At 52.1% G+C, this 21,160-nt stretch carries 20 protein-coding genes; 11 read left to right on the forward strand and 9 right to left on the reverse strand.

The window, feature by feature from the left end:
* The first annotated feature begins 1 nt into the window (after window position 1).
* The 5 genes from BN2684_RS14620 to BN2684_RS14640 all read left to right on the forward strand — a co-directional run bounded on the left by BN2684_RS14620 (window position 2) and on the right by BN2684_RS14640 (window position 4,690).
* A complete protein-coding gene (locus BN2684_RS14620; RefSeq protein ID WP_058302909.1) occupies window positions 2-1,336 on the forward strand; it encodes an LLM class flavin-dependent oxidoreductase in 1,335 nt (444 codons plus the stop codon).
* Window positions 1,337-1,545: 209 nt separating this feature from the next.
* Window positions 1,546-2,097, forward strand: coding sequence for a TetR/AcrR family transcriptional regulator (locus tag BN2684_RS14625; protein ID WP_199825321.1), 552 nt, complete (start codon window positions 1,546-1,548; stop codon window positions 2,095-2,097).
* A 14-nt stretch (window positions 2,098-2,111) separates the two neighbouring features.
* Window positions 2,112-2,885: an SDR family NAD(P)-dependent oxidoreductase gene (locus BN2684_RS14630; RefSeq protein ID WP_058302911.1), complete on the forward strand. Its 774-nt coding sequence runs from the start codon at window positions 2,112-2,114 to the stop codon at window positions 2,883-2,885.
* 138 nt (window positions 2,886-3,023) lie between these two features.
* Window positions 3,024-3,788 carry a FlxA-like family protein gene (locus tag BN2684_RS14635; RefSeq protein WP_058302912.1) on the forward strand — a complete coding sequence of 255 codons (765 nt, stop codon included), beginning with the start codon at window positions 3,024-3,026 and terminating at the stop codon, window positions 3,786-3,788.
* Window positions 3,789-3,904: 116 nt separating this feature from the next.
* On the forward strand, window positions 3,905-4,690 hold the full coding sequence (locus BN2684_RS14640) for a formate/nitrite transporter family protein (RefSeq protein WP_262360940.1): 786 nt from the start codon (window positions 3,905-3,907) through the stop codon (window positions 4,688-4,690).
* Window positions 4,691-4,785: 95 nt separating this feature from the next.
* Here BN2684_RS14640 and BN2684_RS14645 read toward each other — a convergent pair whose 3' ends face one another.
* The 9 genes from BN2684_RS14645 to BN2684_RS14685 form a co-directional block, all read right to left on the reverse strand.
* A complete protein-coding gene (locus BN2684_RS14645) occupies window positions 4,786-5,379 on the reverse strand; it encodes a methyltransferase family protein (protein WP_058302914.1) in 594 nt (197 codons plus the stop codon).
* A 393-nt stretch (window positions 5,380-5,772) separates the two neighbouring features.
* Window positions 5,773-6,165 carry an iron chaperone gene (locus tag BN2684_RS14650; protein ID WP_058302915.1) on the reverse strand — a complete coding sequence of 131 codons (393 nt, stop codon included), beginning with the start codon at window positions 6,163-6,165 and terminating at the stop codon, window positions 5,773-5,775.
* Window positions 6,166-6,221: 56 nt separating this feature from the next.
* On the reverse strand, window positions 6,222-7,352 hold the full coding sequence (locus BN2684_RS14655; protein WP_058304561.1) for an amidohydrolase family protein: 1,131 nt from the start codon (window positions 7,350-7,352) through the stop codon (window positions 6,222-6,224).
* Window positions 7,342-8,400 carry a pyridoxal-phosphate-dependent aminotransferase family protein gene (locus BN2684_RS14660; protein WP_058302916.1) on the reverse strand — a complete coding sequence of 353 codons (1,059 nt, stop codon included), beginning with the start codon at window positions 8,398-8,400 and terminating at the stop codon, window positions 7,342-7,344. The genes BN2684_RS14655 and BN2684_RS14660 overlap by 11 nt, the downstream gene beginning before the upstream one ends.
* Before the next feature lie 13 nt (window positions 8,401-8,413).
* Window positions 8,414-9,175: an ABC transporter ATP-binding protein gene (locus tag BN2684_RS14665; RefSeq protein WP_058302917.1), complete on the reverse strand. Its 762-nt coding sequence runs from the start codon at window positions 9,173-9,175 to the stop codon at window positions 8,414-8,416.
* The gene (locus tag BN2684_RS14670) at window positions 9,172-9,930 is read right to left on the reverse strand and encodes an ATP-binding cassette domain-containing protein (RefSeq protein ID WP_058302918.1); all 759 of its coding nucleotides are present in this window, start codon (window positions 9,928-9,930) and stop codon (window positions 9,172-9,174) included. The genes BN2684_RS14665 and BN2684_RS14670 overlap by 4 nt, the downstream gene beginning before the upstream one ends.
* The gene (locus tag BN2684_RS14675) at window positions 9,930-10,751 is read right to left on the reverse strand and encodes an ABC transporter permease (RefSeq protein ID WP_108722222.1); all 822 of its coding nucleotides are present in this window, start codon (window positions 10,749-10,751) and stop codon (window positions 9,930-9,932) included. The genes BN2684_RS14670 and BN2684_RS14675 overlap by 1 nt, the downstream gene beginning before the upstream one ends.
* Entirely contained in the window at window positions 10,751-11,749 is a 999-nt protein-coding gene (locus BN2684_RS14680; RefSeq protein ID WP_234340246.1) for an ABC transporter permease, read from the reverse strand. The genes BN2684_RS14675 and BN2684_RS14680 overlap by 1 nt, the downstream gene beginning before the upstream one ends.
* Window positions 11,750-11,751: 2 nt before the next feature.
* Window positions 11,752-13,368, reverse strand: a complete 1,617-nt coding sequence (locus BN2684_RS14685) for an ABC transporter substrate-binding protein (RefSeq protein ID WP_058302920.1) — start codon at window positions 13,366-13,368, stop codon at window positions 11,752-11,754.
* Window positions 13,369-13,673: 305 nt separating this feature from the next.
* Here BN2684_RS14685 and BN2684_RS14690 point away from each other — a divergent pair, with 305 nt between their 5' ends.
* The 6 genes from BN2684_RS14690 (at window position 13,674) to BN2684_RS14715 (ending at window position 21,020) form a co-directional block, all read left to right on the forward strand.
* Complete coding sequence (locus BN2684_RS14690) at window positions 13,674-14,558, forward strand: copper amine oxidase N-terminal domain-containing protein (protein WP_058302921.1); 885 nt, start codon at window positions 13,674-13,676, stop codon at window positions 14,556-14,558.
* A gap of 244 nt (window positions 14,559-14,802) precedes the next feature.
* The gene (locus BN2684_RS14695) at window positions 14,803-15,510 is read left to right on the forward strand and encodes a DNA alkylation repair protein (RefSeq protein WP_058302922.1); all 708 of its coding nucleotides are present in this window, start codon (window positions 14,803-14,805) and stop codon (window positions 15,508-15,510) included.
* Between the two features lie 305 nt (window positions 15,511-15,815).
* Window positions 15,816-16,493 carry a response regulator transcription factor gene (locus tag BN2684_RS14700; protein ID WP_058302923.1) on the forward strand — a complete coding sequence of 226 codons (678 nt, stop codon included), beginning with the start codon at window positions 15,816-15,818 and terminating at the stop codon, window positions 16,491-16,493.
* A 9-nt stretch (window positions 16,494-16,502) separates the two neighbouring features.
* Complete coding sequence (locus BN2684_RS14705) at window positions 16,503-17,768, forward strand: HAMP domain-containing sensor histidine kinase (RefSeq protein ID WP_058302924.1); 1,266 nt, start codon at window positions 16,503-16,505, stop codon at window positions 17,766-17,768.
* A 133-nt stretch (window positions 17,769-17,901) separates the two neighbouring features.
* Window positions 17,902-18,660, forward strand: a complete 759-nt coding sequence (locus tag BN2684_RS14710; protein WP_058302925.1) for an ABC transporter ATP-binding protein — start codon at window positions 17,902-17,904, stop codon at window positions 18,658-18,660.
* A 2-nt stretch (window positions 18,661-18,662) separates the two neighbouring features.
* The gene (locus BN2684_RS14715; protein ID WP_148449985.1) at window positions 18,663-21,020 is read left to right on the forward strand and encodes an ABC transporter permease; all 2,358 of its coding nucleotides are present in this window, start codon (window positions 18,663-18,665) and stop codon (window positions 21,018-21,020) included.
* Window positions 21,021-21,160 lie beyond the last annotated feature (140 nt).

Consider the following 21,160-nt stretch of genomic DNA (forward strand, 5'->3'; position numbering starts at 1 on the left):
TATGGCAGGACGCAGACAACTAAAGCTGGGCGCGATGCTGCACGGCGTCGGCAGCAGCACCTCTCTCTGGAGACACCCGGATATTCCGTCGGACGCCAGCGTGAACCTCGGTGTCTATAAACGCTGGGTCGAGAAGGCGGAAACGGCGAAGTTTGATCTGGCCTTTGTTGCGGACGGACTCTATATCAATGAGAAATCGATCCCGCATTTTCTGAATCGGTTCGAGCCGATCACCATCCTGAGCGCGCTTGCCGCTGCGAGCGAGCGGATCGGTCTGGTGGGTACCTTGTCCACTTCCTACAGTGAGCCATTTACCGTCGCGCGGCAATTCGGCTCGCTCGATACCATCAGCGGCGGCCGCGCGGGCTGGAACATCGTCACCTCTCCGCTTGAGGGCACGGCGCTTAACTTCGGCAAAAAGGATCATCCCGACCACAGCAAGCGTTACCGGATTGCCAAGGAATTTCTGGAGGTGGTGCGCGGATTGTGGGATTCCTGGGAGGATGACGCGTTTGTGCGCGACAAAGCGTCCGGGGTCTTCTTCGACCGGTCCAAGCTGCATTCACTCGATCACGTGGGCGAATTCTTCTCCGTGAAGGGACCGCTCAACGTCGCGAGATCGAAGCAGGGCCATCCGGTTATCTTCCAGGCGGGAGCCTCGGAGGTCGGCAAGGACTATGCCGCGAAAGAAGCCGATGCGGTCTTCACCGGTCAGGATACGATCGAGGATGCGATCCAGTATTACCAGGACGTGAAGCGCCGAGCAGCAGCATTCGGGCGAAACCCGGACCATGTCTTAATCTTCCCGGGCATCGGGCCTGTCATCGGCCGCACACCGGAGGAGGCCGAACGCAAGTATCAAGAAGTACTTGAGCTGGTGTCCGCAGAAGACGCGCTGCTCTATCTGGGTCGCTTCTTCGAGCATCATGATTTCTCCAAATATGAACTGGACGCGCCGTTCCCGGAATTGGGCGATCTCGGTCGGAACAGCTTCCAGAGCGGGACGGACAAAATCAAAGCCGACGCCAAAGCACTAGGCTTGACTCTTCGACAGGTCGCCCTCTCCGTGGCGACGCCGAGGCCGACATTCATCGGCACGCCGGAGCAGGTGGCGGACCGCGTGCAGGAATGGTTCGAGCGCGGAGCGGCCGACGGCTTCATGATCGGCTCGTCCGTACCGAACGGGCTGGAGGATTTCATCGAGCAGGTGGTGCCAATCCTGCAGGAACGAGGCCTGTTCCGTACGGAGTACGAGAGCGACACACTGCGCGGTAATCTCGGAGTGCCGATTCCGGCAAACCGGTACACGCAGCTCTCACAAGTCGGGCAGGCATAGAATACTCGGGAAAGCTCACTGCCTACTTATTCCCATAGGGATAAGGCGGGCTGTGGGCTTCTTCGCTTTTTCCGATAGATTATCGAGCGAACAAGATTTTCTTGACATTTTCCAACAACTTCCTTACTGTTTTCAATGAACAAATATTCATTCATAAGGAGTGCGTTATGCCGAAATCGCCAGAAAGATGTGAGGAAATCAGAGCAAGCATGCGCAACAAAATCCTGCACGAATCGATGCTCTATTTTTCGAAAAATGGCTTCTCCGGAACGAAGATGAGCGACTTGGCCAAGCATATTGGTATTGGTCAAGGGACGATCTATGTCTATTTTCAATCGAAGGAAGAGCTGTTCCAAGAAATCCATAAGATGATCAACCGAGAAAAGGATATCAAGCAAGTAAAGGTTCTCGCGAGCCTTCCGATCCCAGCCAAACGGAAAATACATAAGCTGACGAAAGACGTATTGCTTCAGTTGGAGAAGGATGATCGTTTTGCCGGAACGATCGCTTTAAATACCCAGATGCTTTTAGAACAGGATGAAGACTATTCGGCTGGAACCACCTATCAATCGGAGCTCTATACCTACATGGCTAAGATCATCGAGCAGGGACAGAAGGAAGGCAGTGTAGTCTCGGGCAATCCGTTGAAGCTTGCAGACTATTATTGGGGAGTTGTGTATCTTTACGCTCTTAAGAAGCTGTTTACGATAAAGTATGAAATGATCAGTGCGGAAGATTTGGAACGAACGGTATTGAAATGACAGGGGGATCGAGTATGGATAAGAGGATTGCAATCGTAACAGGAGCCAGTGGCGGCATCGGAAAAGAATTCACGAAGCTCATGCTTCAAGAAGAGGTAGATGAAATTTGGGCAATTGCTAGAAACCAAGAAAAGCTAACCGCTCTGAAGAATGAATTCGGAGATAAAATCGTCACGATTTCGAAAGACTTGATGAATTCAACCGAACTGCATTCCTTGGGAGAAATGCTGGAAAAGCACAAACCCGTCATCGCTTATTTAATTAACAATGCGGGGATCGCAAGGATGGCTTCGTATCAAGATTTTTCAATTGAAGAAGTAGAGAATACCATCAGGATCAACTGCAGTGCGCTTGCTGTTCTCTGTTCGTTGTGTATTCCCTATATGAGAAGGGGAAGCCGAATTCTCAACCTATCGTCAGCGTCTTCCTTTCAGCCCTTGCCCTATCTGAATTTGTATGCGGCTACAAAAGCTTTCGAAAGAAGCTACTCCCGATCATTAAACGTTGAATTGAAGGGAACCGGAATAACCTCGACCGCTGTCTGCCCAAGTTGGGTAGATACCGATATGCTACTGAAAGAATATGACGGCAAAAGAATCAAATTCCCCGGCCTCGTAACACCGGATAGGGTCGCAATCACAGCGCTGAGAGATGCCAAGAGAGGAAAAGACATGTCGGTCTGCACCCTGTACGTGAAAGGCACACATGTGATGGCAAAAGTACTGCCGCAAAAAATGATGATGAAGATGTGGGTTCGTAAAATAAAGAAATACATACCGAACGCGTAAATTTGCTTAGTTTCAGTTTAGGAATCTCCAAGATGGTCCTCCATCTCCTTCCGAAATTAAGGTTAAGTTTTCCATATTTTGTCCGATATAAAAGATAGGAAGATGTGAAAGAATGCAAGGCTAGAGGAGAGATGGATCGTGAGAATACAAGCAGGAGCATCCTTTTCTGCGCAGAGCGTCCATGCAGGGAGCGCGAATCAGGACAACCAGCTGAAGGCTATCCAGAGCCAGATCACGGATACACAGCAGAAGCTTCAAAGCCTGTCGGCGAACAAAGAGATGTCCAAGGAAGCGAAGGACGCTCGCAAGAAGGAGCTGCAAGAGCAGCTTCAAAGCTTGAACAAACAGCTCATGCAGAGAAAAGCGGAGATTCTTGAGGAGCAGCGGCAGAAGGTGGCGGAAGCTTCTAAAAGTCGGGAGCCGATCCAGACGAAGACCGAAGAAGAGCAAGCTCGCGAGGAGTCTCTCGCTTCCATGCACAGTGCTGTCAGTATCAGCACGACGATGCAGCAGATGAAATCCACGAACGCCGTGAAGACGAACATGGAAGGCCAGGCGCGTGTTCTCAGTACCGAGATCAAAGCGGATCAGGGAAGAGGAGTCTTGTCTTCGAAAAAGGTGGATAAGCTCGGGGAGCTGAACAGCCGAATCGATGATGTGATGATGGACCTGTCCGGAAGCATCTCCAAGATCAACAAGAAAGTAAAAGAGACCCGTGAATCGGACCCGAAAGACGGCGGGCGCGTGGAGAAGGGGGAGGAAGAGGCGATCCCTTCCGAAAGCGTTAAGCTGGCGAGCGGAGAAGCTCCCGAAGCTTTGCAGGAGGAGGCATTGCAGAACTCGGATGCTCCTCCATCGTCAAAGAGTAAGGAAAAGGGTCAATACGTGGATCTTTTGGTGTAATTCCTCTTACAAACCGCCTCTTTTTGGAGGCGGTTTTTCATTTGGAAACTTTCGGTATTCCCTGCTCCTGCTTCGTACACACTAAGGCTTATCTTAAGGACGGGGAAGTGTGACCACTGACCAAGTACAACGATGAAGTCAAGCGGGTTGCCCTTTCGGCGAAGGAGAAAGGCGAGTTTTTTTGCAACAATCCGGGGAAGTTTTTTGTGCTGTCCATGATGTCTGGATTTTTCGTAATCGTCGGTCTTGCCCTCTCCTGCTCTACGGCTGGCATCATCGACGTGGAAGGCAAATTATACGGCAAAATCGCGGTCGGGCTGACCTTTCCCATCTCCCTTGGACTCATGCATTTTGCGGGGGGAGAGTTGTTCACGGGCAATTGCTTTATTATGACCGTCGGGCTTCTCACGAAAGCAATGAAATGGAGGAGAACCTTGTATCTGCTTCTGGTCTGCTACATGGGCAATTTGGCGGGCTCGGTACTCCTGGCCTTCCTCTATGTGGAAAGCCACGCACCGGTCGGTCGCACCGGTTATTTCCTCCTGGAGACGGTGGAGAGCAAGCTAACCTCCTCTGCGAATGATCTGCTGCTTAAGGGAATCCTATGTAATTTCGTCGTCTGTCTGGCGGTTTGGCTCTTTTATAGAATGAAGGAGGAAACGGCTCAACTGCTCATGCTCATCTATTGTGTGTTTGCTTTCGCGACTCCAGGGCTGGAGCACTCCATCGCGAACATGGGGCTCTATGCGATCGCTCTCCTGCTGCCTCATTCGGAGACGATTACCTTGTCAGCGGTCGTGCAAAACATGGCTTGGGTGACGCTGGGTAACATGATCGGGGGCTCTGTTTTTCTGGCGGTTCCCTATTGGTATGTGAGCCGGGCTAAGATTCGAGCTGCTTGAGGATTGGGCGATTTTGGGCCCTGTTCGATTGAACAGGCTGACGGGCTCCAGCAACCGATCCAGAATCACTCCGCTGGCCTTCACGAGGATCAACGTCACAGAAACCAGAAATACCGTGCGGTGGATTGTCGATAATCCGTATACTCTTGGCCGAATACAGTAGGGAGGAACTTCTCTTCCTCCAATATCTGAAGGTGCAGCATGGTGATGCACAGGGCCAGGAAAATCAGCGTGAACGAGTTGCAGAAAGCGAGAGCGAAGCCAAGATAGAACAGATCGAAGCCGACAAAGGCCGGATTGCGGGTGAACCGGTAGATACCGCGGCGAATGAGCCGGGTTTGCTGGGACGCATCAATGCCGGCGCGCCAGCTCGTTTTCATCGTGGCCATGGCGGTGACAAACACCGCGACTCCGACAAACGCGAGACCGAGGCCGATGGAACGGATCGGTTGCGAGGGAAGCAGCAGGCTCTCTGGACGAGCGGCGAACAGGCTGACGAGCTGTACGACTGTTGTGGTGAAGGTAGTCGCTTTCAGGACGACTTCGGTGATGGAGGTCCGCTTGGGCTTCGTTCCTCTGCCCAGTCGGTCAGTGGCAATTCCTTGTCGGCGCTGAAGGAGCTGTTTGACCAAGTAGCTTCCGTAAAAAAGCAGAAAGGCAATGAGACCGATGATTTGATAACGATCCATGAAGAGGCCTCCCTTTCATTACATATTAATATATGAGCATGTGTTCATATATAGTATATGCGATTCTTTCCTTATTGGGAAGTGTCCACTTTCTATAATCGACAGGACGCGATGAAGTATGGGGTAGAGGAAAACGATATCGACGGATTTAGGGCCTTGAGAATACCGGATTTATACGACCTTCGGCAGGAGAGTAAGGAATAGAGAAAAGCCTCCTCTCGAAGGGTTTTGGCAAGAGGAGGCGCATGGTGCAAGGATGGAGGCTCTCTCAGCTAACTGTTGAGAGAGCCTCCATCCTCTTATTTTGATTTCTCGTGAAGCGAGGGTTGTGTACGTACCAGGGCGTGAATGCAAACCCACGAAAGGGTTGAATAGCAGGTGAGAGGAGCTTGTCTACTTCTTCTTTTTCACCTTGGCTGCGGCGGCTTTTTCCGTATTCTCCTGAACCCGGAACTGGACAATCCTGGCGATCAGCTCGTAGGGAAGCGGCTGGTCGAGGGGGAACTGAACCGAGCCCTTGGCTCCTTTGTAGGCGGATAATTCGTCCTGATAAGCCGCGATCCCGCTCGGCGCTGGATAGAAGCCGATATGGTGCTCATAGGCGGCAAAATGCACCAGATTGCCGTGAAGGTCAAAGGTCGGCATCTGATAGCTGATCTTCTCCTTGGCTTCTGGGGCTGCTTGCTTGATGACGCTGCGCAAGGTTTGCAGAAGCTCCTGAACCGCCGGTGGAAACAGCGCGATGTATTCGTCCGTGGAAGTAAACGCGGCTTTGTTGGCTTCCATAGGCTTCCCCTTTCCAGATACCGTTTTGCGTCTATCCCCGTCGATACTTATCTGATTTAGAGGTCACCCGTGATGACCGAAACGATGCTTTGGTGCAGGTCATCGGCATTCTTCGCCCGATAAGGATCAGCGTTGAAGAGGATGGCATCGGCCGTATAGCCAGCCCTGATCCGTCCGAGCTTGTCTCCGAGCCCGAGGATATCGGCAGCGGTATCGGTGGCTGAGCTCCACGCTTCTTCACGTGTTAGTCCGAAGTCGATGAGCGTGTAGAGCTCCTCGAAATTTCGCCCATTCAGCCCCGGGGTGGCGAAATCGGTTCCGAAGCCGATGCGCACACCTTCTCTTCGGGCATAGAGAACGGCCTTCGGATGCGATTCAGCAGCCCGAGCGGCGTGATCCAGGAAGGGCTGCTTCAGTGCGAGCGTGCCTGTCGGGTCTGCGGCAATGCGATAGATGGCAGCAGTGGGGATATAGGATATCCCCGCTTGGGCGAGCCTGCCGGCTTGCTCCTCGGTCATGTAGATACCGTGCTCGATGGAATCGACACCAGCATCGATTGACCAGTCCAGCGCTTGTCCGCCCCACACATGAACCATCACCTTCGTATGTTCAGCATGGGCGGTTCGGACGATGGTGAGGAATTCCTCCTTCGAAAGCAAGGGGTTCAGCACTTTGTCCGGCGGGGAACCGAGTCCCCCCGTTGCGAAGATTTTGATCCAGCTTGCCCCGTCCTTCACGTTGTCCGTAACCCGCTTCATTAAATACTCGTGGCCCTTGGCTGCATCTTGTCCTCCAAGCGCTTCTCCACTCGTAAAAATCCGCAAGGGCTGCCCGTATTGCTCGCCGATGCGTCGAGCAATACTCGGCAGCAGGCCGCCGGCATCTCGTGCGCTCGTCACTCCGGCGCGGAGAGTCGCTTCGAAGGCCTGCACCTGCATCGCTTCGACTTCATCAGAGGTCCGCTTTAACTGGTCATCGTGATGGAAGTCTGTCCAGGCCAGGTGCGTATGAAGGTCGATGGCGCCTGGACTCAGCCATAAGTCTTCACCCGGGCGTTCCGGCAGAGAGGAGGCCTTCTCGATGGAGACAAAGCGCCCATCGGCGATCCGAACATCGAAGCGTTCTCCCTGGATGCCTGCCAGATAAACAGACCGATACGTTGTGTCTTTCGGATGATTAGTGGTCATGGTCATGCCCCCATGCTTCCCCGACGGCTGCAAGGGCCTGCGCCGGCTCTTGCCCGAGCAGCTCTGCAAGCGTCTTGATGGCCTGCTCGACACTGCCTCGCTTGGCATTCGCGCCAAAGTGATTGATGCGCAGCAGCTTTCCTTCCATCGCTCCGTCCCCCGGAGCGACACTGCCGATCGGCCGCTCCACCTGGAGGCGACCGTCTTCGGGAAGCCGAACTGTCGTAACCAGAGGCGAGTAGCTGGCTTCGTGGCTCTGCCATGGTTCCAGCCCTAACGCTTTCAATCCCGCAATCGTTGCGGACGATGCCAGACTGTGGCGTTTGTTAACGTTCGGCAAACCCTCTTGCTCAATTTGCTCCAAGGCTTCAAGCAGAGCCCTCGCTTCGAGAGCGGGAATGTTCGCCGGAATCCGCGGGGGATTCGAGCCCTCTTCCGGGCTCTTTAGGTCCAACAGGGAAAGAATCGAGTTCCTCGGCGCGTTGGGGTTCTGTTCGAGGAAGTCCCAGCCGCGATCGGAAATCCCGACAGCGCTGATGCCGTTCGGACCGGCTAACCCCTTTTGCGCGCCAATGGTGACGAAGTCGATTCCCCACTCGTCCATAAGCACCGGTTCGGCACCGATGGCCGAGACCGAATCGATGATCGTGATGAGATTCGATTTTCGGGCCAACTCCAGAATACGACGGGCGGGGTTGGTGCCGCCTGTGACGGACTCCGCATGCACAAAGGAAAGCGCGCTAGGCTTCACTTTCTCAATCGCTTCGGCAACCGCTTCGACTGTAATGACATCGTCGAAGGAGGATTCTACTTCTACAACCACCGCTCCTCCGCGTGCCAGCCACTTGCCGAAGAGCGTTCCATATGGACCTGTGACGACATTCAGGATGGTACGGCCAGGAGCGGCAATCCCTGCCGCGATGGCTTCGATCCCGAGGATGGCCTCACCGGGGATAACGACGGGCACCGTGCGGGTAGACAAGAGTCGAGCCAGCGATTGGTGAAGCGTATCATACTCTTGGGTGGTAAGGGGTTTGTATTGGGACATCGCTATACACCTTCTATCGTGTTGGAAGTGGCGGCATCTTGGGCACCGCAGATAAGAGTTCATAGCCATAGGACGTTTGCGGGTGAGCGAAAAAGGGTTCCCGCGCGTTTACTTCGACAAGCTGGCCTTTTTTCATCACGGCGACCGTATCGCTCAGCGCGTTGATGACACCGAGATCATGGGAAATGAACAGCACCGTAAGCTGAAGCTCGGACTTGAGCTGGTTTAGCAGCTCAATCACGCTGAGCTGGACCGAAACGTCGAGGGCGCTCGTCGGTTCGTCTGCGATGAGGATATGGGGTTCTACGCTGATGGCTCGAGCGATTGCGATCCGCTGGCGTTGCCCTCCGGAGAATTGATGTGGGTATTTGCCGAGGGCGGTCTCGTCAATCCGAACACGTGCGAGAAGCTCCTTGCATCTTTCCTTCACCTTCGATCGGTCCACGACCTTATGGAAGAGCAGCGCTTCGGTTAGGATTTGCTGAATGGTATGTTTGGGATTCAGGGAAGCGTCCGGATTTTGAGCGACCATCTGGATGCTCTTCCGCTGCTCCTTGGTGCGACGCTTGCCTAACACGTGAGACCCTAGCAGGATTTGCCCCTGGGTGGGGGTAATCAACCCCATAATGACGCGGGCCAGCGTGGATTTACCGGACCCGGATTCTCCCACGAGGCCAAGCGTTGTATTCGGCGCAAGCTCCAGGCTGATCTGATCGAGCGCAGTGAAACCACCATATTGCACCGTAAGGTTATCCACCTTGAGAGCGGCTGTCATGATTCGGCACTCCTTTCCAGCTCCGGAAGAGGAAGCACGGAGTTGATCAGCATCCTCGTATAGGAGTGCTGCGGGTTTTGCAGAAGCGGTAAAGTGTCCCCGTGCTCGACAATCTTTCCCTCTTTCATGACATACAGCCGGGAACACAGGGAAGAGGCGACAGCCAGGTTGTGCGTCACGAACACGGTCGCATACCCCAGCTCCTTCTGAAGCCGAATGATGAGATCGAGAATTTGCCGCTGAACGGTTACGTCCAGAGCGGTCGTCGGTTCATCGCAGAGCAGAAGATCGGGCTTGCAGGCGAGAGCCATCGCAATGACGATGCGCTGGCATTGTCCGCCTGAGAGCTGGTGGGGGTACCGATCCTTCCCCTTCAAGGAATCGGGAAGACCGAGCAGCTCCAGCAGCTCCAAAGCGATGGTGCGCGAAGCCTTGCGGCTCACCTGCTGCCGGAAATGAACGACCTCCGCCAGCTGTTTGACGACCGGATAGAGCGGGTCAAGCGCTCGGATCGGGTCTTGAAAAATCATGGCGCAGCGGCCATTCAACTCGATCTTCCCGCCGGCTTGTTCGATGCCGGATGGAAGCAAGCCGATGATGGAGCGCAGCGTTAACGATTTGCCGGAACCGGATTCTCCAATGAGGCCGATGCTTTCTCCGGCTTCGACTTGAAAGCTGACTCCGCTTACCAACGACGGGTTGGTGCGTGTCGCCAAAGTGACGTTGTCCAAATGAAGTAAAGGTTTGTTAGCCATTATTTTCGTCTCCATAGATCCGCTAATCCGTCGCCGACCAGGGACAGGGCGATCCCGGTGTAGACCACCGCGAATCCCGGCATAGCCGATAGCCACCATTTTGTCGCAAGGAACGGCTGCCCCTCAGAGATCATTGTACCCCAATCCGGGGTTGGCGGCGCGATGCCGATGCCGAGATAGCCGAGCGTGACGATCGCCACAAGCAGGACCGCCATGTCGGTCATAAGCACGATGATCGCCTGCGGCAGTACATTCGGCAGCAGATGGCGCAGGAGGATCGTCCGATTTGGAAGTCCCAGGGTTTGCGCAGATGCGACCCATTCCTGGTTGCGATAGGAGGCACTGAGTCCTTTGACGACTCGCGCATAAACGATCCAGCCGACCAGCATAAACGTGATGTAGATTCCCTTTTCGCCAGCGCCGCTTATGAATGCGACGACAATGACGATCAAGTAAAAAGGGAAGGCGATGAACGTGTCGGTTAGAAGCGTGATTAACGTGTTCACCCATTTGCCGTAGTAGCCGGCGATCATGCCGAGAAGGACACCGATACAGAACGGAATGATCTCAGCCAGCACCATGATCTTCAGATCGGTCCGGGCCGCATAGATCAGCCGGGTGAACAGATCGCGTCCCAGTTGATCGGTTCCGAGCCAGTGCTCGGCAGACGGCGGACGCAAGATCGCGGCCATGTTCGGATCCGTTGGTGAATGGGGGCTGATAAACGGCGCTAGCAAAGCGATGCTGATCAGGATCACGAGCATGATGCAGCCCGCCAGAAGGGAAGGGGTATTACGCAAGGTTGTTAGGGCACGGCGCATCAGGATTCTCCTTTCGTTCGGGGATCCAGATACCCAGCGACAACCTCGACCAAGAGCCCGATGATGACGACGAAGAGCGCCGAGTAAAGGGTGATGCCCTGAATGACCGGGAAATCCCGGCTGGAGATCGATTGGAACAGCAGGCTGCCGATGCCTCTCAGTCCAAAGGCTTTCTCGACGACCAAGGTTCCGCCCATCATGTAGGCGATATTGACGCCAAGAAGCATCAGAGCGGGAAGAGCGGAATTCCGCAGGACATGCTTCACCAGAATCACCCGGTTGGGAATGCCTGCCGCCTTCAGGGTGACGACGAAATCCGATTCCAGCACCTCCAGCATCTGGGCTCGAAGTGAGCGAACCAGCGATGGAATTTGCGAAAAGGCAACGGTGATCGCGGGCAGCGTAAGGTCATACAAGGTCTTACCGAAGCCCTTGCCTACTCCCCCAACGGGGAACCAATGAAGGTTCACGCTGAAGATCAGAATCAGAAGCAGCCCGACCCAGAAGACCGGCATGCCCAGCGTCACGGCAGGCAAGATGCGAATGATGTGATCCAGAAATCCGTTCTTATGCGTCGCTGCAAGAATGGCCAACACCAGCGAAATGATGATGGAGAGGAGACAAGCCATCGCAATAAGCAGCAGCGTTAACGGAATTCGGTCGAAAATGAGCTGTCGGGAGGAAGTTTCGTACACGATGGATGAACCGGTATCGCCATGCGCGAGCAGATTGTGCAGAAAACGGAGGAACTGCTCCCAGGGAGATAGATCCAAGCCCAGCTTATGCTGCATCTTTTCAATCGCTTCAGCGGTGGCATACTCGCCGAGAATCATCTTCACGGGGTCTCCCGGCACAAGCCGGATTAGAAAAAAGACAGCCGTCACCACGCAGACAATAACTGATGCGGCCCTAAGAAGGGCGCGCATCAGCCATCTGCGCGGCGAGGCGATCGTCGCGGTGGATCGAGCTAAGTTTTTGAAAAACGGATTCCGAGTCAAGGTCATTCACCCTTCAACTGAACGTCTTGGAAACGCACGCTGTTGTTGGGAAGGACGACGAGGCCTTGAACAGTCGAGCGAACACCGATCAGGATCTCCGGGTAGTACAGCGGAATGTACGGAACATCATCGGCCAGGATCTGCTGCAGCTTGGTGTAGATCTCGGCGCGCTGATCTCCATCAGGCGTTTGTTGACCCTCACGCAGAAGCTTGGTTACTTCGTCTTTGGTGTAATGGGTCCAATACGATTTGCTGAAGCCATCCGGGTCCGTTTGGAAGGCAAGGATCGAGTTGGCTTCCGGCGAATCGGCCTGTCCGCTGTTGATCATGGCGGAGAAGTTGTATTTAAAGAACCGTTCACGGAAAGCGGCGAGTTCAACCGATTCAATCTTGATGTCGATGCCGATCGACTTCCCGGCTGCCTGGATGATCTGGGCTTCCTGCGCTCTCGAGCTGTTGCCGGAAGCAATCAGCAGGGAAGTCGAGAAGCCAGTCGGGAATTTCGATTTAGCCAGCTCTGCCTTCGCTTCGTCCACGTTGAAGGTGAGAGCCTTCACCTTGTCGTTGGCGTTGTAAGGAATCGCCGGGGGCAACAGCGATGTTGCGGCTTTGGCGAAGCCGAAGGTCACGGCATTGGTCAAGCCTTCGCGGTCAAGTGCCAGGGCCAGTGCGCGGCGAACATGGACGTCAGAGAAGTGCTCATCCAGCGTATTGAAGAACAGTTGCTCTGTTACCCAACTGCCGTTCGTCGCTACGGTCGTATCCGATCCTTGCTTCAGCTCATTCGCATTTTGCAGAGCAACCGTCTCGATGGCATCGACTTCACCAGCCTTCAGCTGGTTGATCGCTTGGCTATCGTCGTTAACCAGCTTATAGACCAACTCGTCGAGATAGGGCTTGCCTTCCTGCCAGTAGTTGGGGTTTTTGGCGAACGTCAGGTCACCGGCCGGGTCCCAATTCTTGACGACGAAAGGGCCGGTCCCGATGGGGTTTTTGAAGAATTCTTCTTCGGTTTTGCCGCCGAAGTCCTTCGGAAGGATCCCATTGGAGAAGTTGGAGAGCTCAGTGATAAACGGCGTATAGGGCGTCTGCAGCTTAATGACGAGCGTCTTGTTGTCTTGAGCCGTAAGCGAATCGACCTTGGCCGAGATCGCCAGAGGGCCGCCTACATCCAGATGGCGCTGCAGGGAGAACACGGCGTCTCCGGCGGTTACTTCGGTTCCATTGGAGAACTTCAGGCCGTCGCGGAGGACGAACGTGTATGTCAATCCGTCCGAGCTGATTTCGTGCGATTTGGCGAGCCAGTCGACCAATTTCCCATCGCTGTCGAACGCCACCAGCGGTTCGAACACTTTATCGATGGCAAAAGCATTGTTTGCCGTAATCTGATTGTGCAGATCAAACGAGGTAACCGATGCGGCGCGAGCGTAGGTGAATGTTCCGCCTTTTGCCGGCGCAGCGGATGCGGCTTCGGTACCGGCAGGTTCGCTTTGATTCGGGCTTTGACTTTCCGATGCGTTCGGTTTGGATGTGGAGCAGCCTGCCAATGCGAGTAACGCAACTAAGAACAGAGAGATGACCAGAACCGTTTTCCTTTGCTGTCTATTTCTTTTTGCCATGTTCCATGTTTCCCCCCATGCATTCATCTATTTCGTTCGTAAAACCGATTAAACCAGTCGGCTTTATGTAATAATACTGGATTCATTCTAATCTTGCAACTCATAATCTCCCCCAGGAGCGCAGTTTATTATACACAACTGAAAATGATTCTAGGGAACACACTGCCTAGGTCTGTGGTCTGCTTCATGCTCGTCGACCTCATGGTCTAGGAGAACTAGATTGTAAGATACCCCCTCGAAAGCATAGGAGGCCGCCGAATGATACTAGTGAGAGTTTCTACTCTACACCTAGGAGGAATTAGTTGATGCTTAAGAAGAAAATCTTGACCCTCATGGCGGCTTTACTCGCATTTAGCGGATCTGCTGGTGCGGTGTACGCGAAACAGGAAGATCCCGCCAAAGGCAAGAAGGAGACGTCCGCTCCTGGGAAAAATCAGGCTCCCGGCAAGGTGGAGGTAAAGCTTCCGAATGATCAAGAGAGTACGGTTACCTCCGTTACCTACACGACATATGGCAATGGCAAAAGCAACGGAAACGGCAAGGGGCCGCAAGGCTACAAAGGCCTTTTGAACGCCATTGAGAATGTGAAGGACAAGCCTGCGGGTGCGGTCATTGCGGAAATCTTGTTGTCCCAGTACGGAGACAAGCTGACTGCTGAACAAAAGGCAAAGCTTGAAGCCATTGTGGCCAAGGACGAAGCGTTGACCGCAGCTGCGGATCTGCTGGCTAAGCTCGGCAGCGTGACGGAAGCGGTCTATGTCCAGAAAGAAGCGATCAAGGTCAACGTTACCAACATCAATTCTTATAAGAAGCTCGGCAAGCTGTATGAGAAGCTCGGTAAAAAAGGCATCAAGCTATACGTCAACGGCGATGAGCTCGCCTTCAAGGTAGCTCCGTACGTTCGTGGCGGCAGCACGTTGGTTCCTTTCCGTGTCATTGCGGAAGCGTTGAACGCTCAGGTTACCTGGAACGCTGCCGATCAGTCCGTGACGGTATCTCGCGATGGAATCACGGTGAAGCTGGTTATTGGTAAGACCACCGCGTATGTCAATGGCAAAAAGGTGAATCTGGCGGTTGCAGCGGAGGTCAAAGCAGGCACCACTCTAGTGCCCGTACGTTTCATCAGCGAATCGCTAAAGGCGAACGTGAACTGGGAAGGCGAAAGCCAAAGCGTGATCATCAACGAATAGTTCCTGTAAGAACAATGAGACCCGTGGCTCCATGCCTCGGGTCTATTCGCGTTAATATGGAGGAATCGGATCGATCTAGTAGGACTCCAATTGGACTTCGTGGCTCCGCCGCCGAGTAGAAAGCGGACTCCTTGGCTACCTTACCCTAGATGAAGTACACTGGGAATAGGATCATCAGGGTCAGGACTTAGCTGCCAATTGGCGCAATCAGATATAATTCTTTAATAGAAGGAAGTGTTTCCGAATGAACTTCGAAGAGGTTATGCAGGAGCTTGAAGCGCTCGGCAAGGAGCGAACGAAAAAAATCTACCTATCCAACGGCGCGCACGAACCGCTTTTTGGCGTAGCAACCGGTGCCATGAAGCCCATCGCCAAGAAGATAAAAAGGAATCAACCTTTGGCGGAGCAGCTTTACGCTACAGGGAACTACGACGCCATGTACTTTGCCGGTGTGATTGCTGACCCCAAGGCGATGACGGAAGCGGATTTTGAGCGCTGGATCGATGCCGCATACTTCTACATGCTGTCCGACTTTGTGGTTGCCGTAACGCTGGCCGAAACGGATATCGCCCAAGTGGTGGCCGACAAATGGATTGCAAGCGGAGAAGAACTGAGAATGTCAGCGGGCTGGAGCTGTTACTGCTGGCTTTTGGGGAATCGTCCGGACGGTGAATTTTCCGCAGCCAAACTTGCCGGTATGCTTGAGCTTGTGAAAAAGACGATCCATCAATCTCCCGTACGGACCAAGTACGCGATGAATCAGTTCCTATACACCGTCGCCGTGTCCTATGTGCCGCTGCATGATCAAGCGACTGAGACCGCTAAGGCGGTAGGGCCGGTTGAAGTCAATCCGGGCAAGTCCAAGACCAAGCTCCTGATTGCCTCCGAAACGATCCAGAAGGCAATGGATAGAGGACAGCTTGGCTTCAAACGCAAGTATGTCAGGTGCTGACGGGTTGCCATCCCGTTTAGCCGGAATCTAGTTTTTGATGGAACGAACGGGGTCAATGTTAGCTGAGCAAAAGAAAGGAACACAAGGGGGAAGTACCGGAGGGAATTTGGAAGTGGAGGAGCGCTAGCGTTCGCCTTTGTTTTCGGATTTCATCCGCGATAGATTCATTTAAGGAATCCGAAAACAACAAGCGGCCGGAGCTCCAAATCTCCTGCAGGTACGACCTTACCTCATGAGTAACATTATTAGGTTCAGGCTATATAGATAGGTTTCAAATAGGGATGTTTCGTTGTGGAGGAAAAGTGATGGCCCATTATGACTGCTTACTCGTGGATGATGAAGAAGCGTTATCCCAAAGCACCTGCAAATATTTTACTATGTTTGGACTAAAAACCTTCTGGGCTGCCGATGAACAGGCTTGCTTTGACTTTCTTGCGCACAACAAAACCGATTTGATTCTGCTTGATATCAACTTGGGGCAGCAGTCGTCTGGATTTGAAATATGCAAAGAGCTGAGAAGGACGACCAACATCCCCATTTTGTTTATAAGCGCGCGGACCAGCGACGATGATGTGCTGCTCGCACTCAATATCGGTGGGGATGACTATATCCAAAAGCCGTACGCACTCAGCATTCTTTTGGCTAAAGTAAAAGCGGTATTAAAAAGGTATAAGGGCGACGAGGATGCCTTGCATTTTGGAAGCTTTAAACTGGATCGGATCACCGAAAAATTGATGAACGATGGCACCGAAATTAAGCTGAAGGCGATGGAATATAAGCTGCTTGTCTATTTGATCCAAAACAAAAATCGCCCTCTATCCAAAGAGGAATTGTTCGCTAACGTTTGGAAGGATGCCATTACGACGGATGGAACCTTGAATGTCCACATCCGCAAGCTGCGTGAAAAAATTGAAGGAAATCCCAATGAACCGCGTTACATCAAGACCATTTGGGGAACCGGCTATGTATTCGAAGCCGACTAGAGGTGGCAGATGAGAATCAGGAAAGGATCGATCTGGGCGGTAGCCATTCTTATCATGGGGATTGGTGTTATTCTTTTTGCGTTTCGCGGCTCGGATGAAGAAGGAATCGATCTGGTTGCTGTGAATGATATTACCCAGTCGCTTGTCGAGCAGTGGGGTCGTTTTGATTCGGTTGAATGGCCTGGCCGGCAGTACGGATTGGATTATGCGGTATTGGATAACCGTGGCGATTTCCTTGGAGCAACAAGGAGTGGATTAAATGAGACCGTGGACGAGGCTATCCGGAACCGGGATACGATTGTCGATATCACGCAAGAAGGAACGGTTCTGGGGAAATTGATTCTGTACAATCATACCCGTGAGATCTGGGGACAATACCGGGATGACCTCCTCCTTCTATTAGGCGTTAGTCTCGTTTTTATCACTCTGTTTTGTCTGATTTATGCCGAATACATCGACCGGTCTATTTTTCGTCCCTTTCGTAAGCTGCAAGCCTTCGCCCGCCATGTGGCAGAGGGCAAGCTGGACATGCCGCTCGAAATGGAAAAAGGCAATGGATTTGGCGCTTTCGCGGAAAGCTTTGACATCATGAGAGAGGAGCTTGCGAAAGCGCGTGAGAGCGAGAGAATGGCCAATCAAAGCAAGAAGGAGCTGGTCGCATCGCTTAGCCATGACATAAAAACACCAATCGCCTCCATCAAAGCCGTCTCTGAGGTAATGATGATGAATGCTCGGGATGAGGAAGACCGAAACCAACTGGACGTGATCAATTCCAAAGCGGATCAGATCAACACCCTCATCACCAATCTGTTTAACGCCACATTGGAGGAGCTGCAGCAGCTAACCGTTGCGGTAACGGAGGAGTCGAGCGCCGTAGTGGGGGATGTTATTAAACAAGTTGATTATCTTAATAAAGCTACGATACCCTCTATTCCAGAATGCATCATACGGGTAGACCGGTTGAGATTTCTGCAGGTCGTTGACAATGTGATCAGCAATTCCTACAAATATGCAGGTACCCCCATCGTTGTATCCGCAAGCATCAAAGGACAATATTTGGAGATGGGGTTCAAGGACGCTGGACAAGGTGTCTCCCCGGATGAACTTCCCCTTCTATTTAATAAATTCTATCGCGCCAAAAATTCAACAGGCAAAAGTGGAACTGGGCTCGGCTTGTACATATCCCATTACCTGATGAGCCAAATGTCTGGAGAGATGGACTGCAGAAACGTAGAGGGAGGCTTTATGGTGACCGTCCGATTACTCCTCGCGTGAAAGATTTTAGAATTGGCTAAGAACCGATTAAGGACTCGTTAAGAATTGATAAGGTACGATAAGACTGTCAGAACCTTTCCTCGTCACGTGCAGAAAGGTTGAACAGTCTTATTTTTGATTAGGGGGCCGAGGAATGAGCCAAGTCATGATCAAAACCAACAAACTGAGCAAATCGTTCTCGAGCGGAGGCATGCAGCAGCATGTTCTCAAAAATCTCGATATGGAAATTGTAGATGGCGACTTCACGATTATTATGGGTTCATCCGGTGCGGGAAAATCCACTCTCTTGTATGCCTTGTCCGGTATGGATAAACCAACTCTGGGCTCCATTACCTTTTTCGATCAGGAAATCGCAAAGCTGTCCAATGATAAGCTGGCGGTTTTTCGTCGATTGAATTGCGGATTTGTGTTTCAGCAGATGTTTCTGCTCGATAATATGAGCATCCTGGACAACATTCTTGCCGCAGGACTCCTCGTCAGCAAGGACCGTAAAGCGATCGCAGCAAGAGCAAAAGAGCTGCTTACGCAGGTTGGATTAACGGAAGCCATCTGGTCAAAATTCCCTACCCAGCTGTCCGGTGGGGAAGCGCAGCGCGCTGCGATCGTGCGTGCCTTAATCAACCAACCGAAGGTTGTATTTGCTGATGAGCCCACAGGCGCCCTTAACTCCGCGGCGGGGAGAGCGGTCCTTGATGTCCTGACCGAGCTTAACAACAAGGGCCAAAGCATCATCATGGTCACCCATGATTTGAAGTCGGCCAGAAGAGGTAATCGGATTTTGTATATGCGGGACGGTGCCATTCGCGGGGTTTGTGAGTTAGGCCCATACGTAAGCGGCGACCGGGAACGGCACGGCAAGCTGCAGGCGTTCCTCATGGAAATGGGGTGGTAACGGTGCGGAAATTAGCTATGCTCAGCTTTGCCAATTTACGAAAAACGAAAGGACACACGGTTTCTCTGTTCATGATGTTCCTCATTGCTGCGTTGCTGCTAAATGCGGGATCGCTGGTATTTTCAAACTTCGGAAGCTTTTTTGAGAAAAGCACCAAGGAGCTCCACGCGTCAGATGTCTACTATATCATCCCAAATGCCTTATATAGCGAAGAGGTAGATCAATACGTCAGAACGAATAAGAATGTTTTGAACGTGCAAAAGGAAGAGGCGCTATGGGTACCGGTCTCCATGTCCTATAACGGGGATATACGTGAAGTCAGCTTACTCATTAATGATGCGGATAAACAACGAGAGTTATCAAAATGGAAGTTTGTCGGGGAGCACTTGCCGCCTGATTCCATGTCGATCTATTTGCCGTATGTAATGAATATTGACGGCGGGTATAAGCTGAATGACAAATTTGAACTGACCGTTAAAGATAAAACCTTCTCCTTTACGATAAAAGGGTTTACGGAAGACACCTTTTTCAGTTCTCTGGATACTGGGAGCTTAGGAGTCTATCTGCCACATGAAACCTATGAAAATTTGGGGCAGCAGCTGGGTGACTCTTATCGTGCAACCCTTCTCTTTGCTGATCTCGACAAGGTGAATAATGAAGTGGAAGCAGGGATAAGGGAATTCATTCCTAACGACGTTAGCACAGCTTCTACTCTAGGGAATGATTCCAGCACTTTGTTCAGCATGGATTTTGAATTGGTGAAAATGTCCCGTGTTCTTATGTCCAGTATGGTTTCGGTCATGACGATGGCTTTTGCCGCGATTATCGCAATCGTGTGCCTGATCGTTGTCCGATTCCGAATTGGGAATAGCATCGAAGAAGACATGATCAAGATTGGGTCTTTAAAGGCGATCGGCTATACCAGCAGACAAATTATAGGATCGATTGTCTTGCAGTATTCGCTCATTGCTTTTGTCGGCAGTCTGGTAGGGATATCGTTATCCTATCTCACAACGCCCCTGTTATCGAATGTATTTGCCCATCAATCGGGATTGAAGTGGGTGCAAGGTTTTGATGGGAGGGTCAGTAGTATCGTTTTGTGCGCTCTGCTGGCTGTGGTGATCCTCGTTTCCTTCCTTACTTCAGGGCAGCTTCGCAAGCTGAACCCCATTGTCGCCTTAAGAGGTGGAATCGTAACCCATAGCTTCAGAAAAAATCATATGCCGCTGCACAGAGCCAGAGGGCGCTTGCCAGTCGTTCTTGGGTTGAAATCCATGCTGCAAAACAGGAAGCAAACCCTCATGATCGGGGTTATCCTTGCCGCCGTTTCGTTCGCCAGTACCTTTGGCTTTGTGATGTTTTACAATACGACGGTCGATACCAAGGCGTTCGCGGAGACTCCCGGAGTTGAGCTTTCAAATGCGATTGCGATTTTGAATCCGGAAGCGGATCATACCGAGCTTATCGAAAGCTTGAAAAACAGAAGTGAGGTCAGAAAAGTCCAGTTTGTTGATCAAGCTTCGCTCAAAATGGAGAACAAGGATGTTACGGCATATGTTATGGACGACTTTTCTACCAAAGAAACGAATACGGTCTACAAAGGCAGATATCCGCTTCATAGCAATGAGGTTGTTCTTGCCGGTGTGCTCGCAGATCAAGTGGACAAAACGATTGGAGACCGTGTGACGATAAGCTTGGGAGGGAAACAGGCGGAGTACCGTATCACCGGGTTGTCACAAGGCTCGAATATGGGCGGAATGAATGTCTCAATCAGACGGGATGGTATGCTTCAGATCAACCCGACCTTTAAGCAGCAAAGCCTGCAAATCTATTTGAATTCGGGCAGCAAAGCGGATGAATTTGTGAATAAGCTTGAGCGCGACTACGGGGATTCGCTTATCTCAGCCATTGATATGGATAAAACGCTGGAGCAGGGCTTGGGCATGTATACATCCATTGTCTCAAAGCTTGGTACAGCCATGATGGTGATCACCGTCGTTGTTGTGATTCTGGTTCTGTATTTTGTGATCAATTCATCGGTCATTCGGAAGAAACGTGAACTGGGTATCCAAAAAGCAATAGGGTTTACCACCCTTCAACTGATGAATCAGCTTTCGATTGGGTTTTTGCCGCCAATCCTGATCGGGGTAGTGATCGGCAGCGCAGTTGGAATTACCCAAACCAACGCGATCATGTCCGCCGCACAGCGGACGATGGGGATCATGAAGGCGAATTACGTCATCACGACTTCCTGGATTGCTTTGTTTGGAGTGGCTCTTATCCTCGTTTCCTACCTAACCTCGATGCTGATCACATATCGCATTCGGAAAATATCGGCATATGCGCTCGTAAGTGAATGACTTAGGTGAAATCTGAAAACAAGGTTCATCGAATAAGATACGGCGTTCCCTCAGACTCAGGTCTGGGGGTTTCTTTGTGGAAAAGGAAGGGGGAACGAAAGGAACCTGTTCCCTTGCTAACAAGGAAGCCGTATGCTAAG

Source organism: Gorillibacterium timonense, assembly GCF_001457415.1.
Classification (GTDB): Bacteria; Bacillota; Bacilli; order Paenibacillales; family NBRC-103111; genus Gorillibacterium; species Gorillibacterium timonense.

What these genes read in the sequence shown, in the direction of transcription:
- BN2684_RS14625 (WP_199825321.1), top strand. Translation starts at nt 1,546, where the DNA reads ATGCGCAACAAAATCCTGCACGAATCGATGCTCTATTTTTCGAAAAAT.
- BN2684_RS14655 (WP_058304561.1), bottom strand. Translation starts at nt 7,352, where the DNA reads ATGACCACTAATCATCCGAAAGACACAACGTATCGGTCTGTTTATCTG.
- BN2684_RS14665 (WP_058302917.1), bottom strand. Translation starts at nt 9,175, where the DNA reads ATGACAGCCGCTCTCAAGGTGGATAACCTTACGGTGCAATATGGTGGT.
- BN2684_RS14660 (WP_058302916.1), bottom strand. Translation starts at nt 8,400, where the DNA reads ATGTCCCAATACAAACCCCTTACCACCCAAGAGTATGATACGCTTCAC.
- BN2684_RS14690 (WP_058302921.1), top strand. Translation starts at nt 13,674, where the DNA reads ATGCTTAAGAAGAAAATCTTGACCCTCATGGCGGCTTTACTCGCATTT.
- BN2684_RS14650 (WP_058302915.1), bottom strand. Translation starts at nt 6,165, where the DNA reads ATGGAAGCCAACAAAGCCGCGTTTACTTCCACGGACGAATACATCGCG.
- BN2684_RS14645 (WP_058302914.1), bottom strand. Translation starts at nt 5,379, where the DNA reads ATGGATCGTTATCAAATCATCGGTCTCATTGCCTTTCTGCTTTTTTAC.
- BN2684_RS14670 (WP_058302918.1), bottom strand. Translation starts at nt 9,930, where the DNA reads ATGGCTAACAAACCTTTACTTCATTTGGACAACGTCACTTTGGCGACA.
- BN2684_RS14630 (WP_058302911.1), top strand. Translation starts at nt 2,112, where the DNA reads ATGGATAAGAGGATTGCAATCGTAACAGGAGCCAGTGGCGGCATCGGA.
- BN2684_RS14705 (WP_058302924.1), top strand. Translation starts at nt 16,503, where the DNA reads ATGAGAATCAGGAAAGGATCGATCTGGGCGGTAGCCATTCTTATCATG.
- BN2684_RS14700 (WP_058302923.1), top strand. Translation starts at nt 15,816, where the DNA reads ATGGCCCATTATGACTGCTTACTCGTGGATGATGAAGAAGCGTTATCC.
- BN2684_RS14675 (WP_108722222.1), bottom strand. Translation starts at nt 10,751, where the DNA reads ATGCGCCGTGCCCTAACAACCTTGCGTAATACCCCTTCCCTTCTGGCG.
- BN2684_RS14710 (WP_058302925.1), top strand. Translation starts at nt 17,902, where the DNA reads ATGAGCCAAGTCATGATCAAAACCAACAAACTGAGCAAATCGTTCTCG.
- BN2684_RS14685 (WP_058302920.1), bottom strand. Translation starts at nt 13,368, where the DNA reads ATGGCAAAAAGAAATAGACAGCAAAGGAAAACGGTTCTGGTCATCTCT.
- BN2684_RS14695 (WP_058302922.1), top strand. Translation starts at nt 14,803, where the DNA reads ATGAACTTCGAAGAGGTTATGCAGGAGCTTGAAGCGCTCGGCAAGGAG.
- BN2684_RS14620 (WP_058302909.1), top strand. Translation starts at nt 2, where the DNA reads ATGGCAGGACGCAGACAACTAAAGCTGGGCGCGATGCTGCACGGCGTC.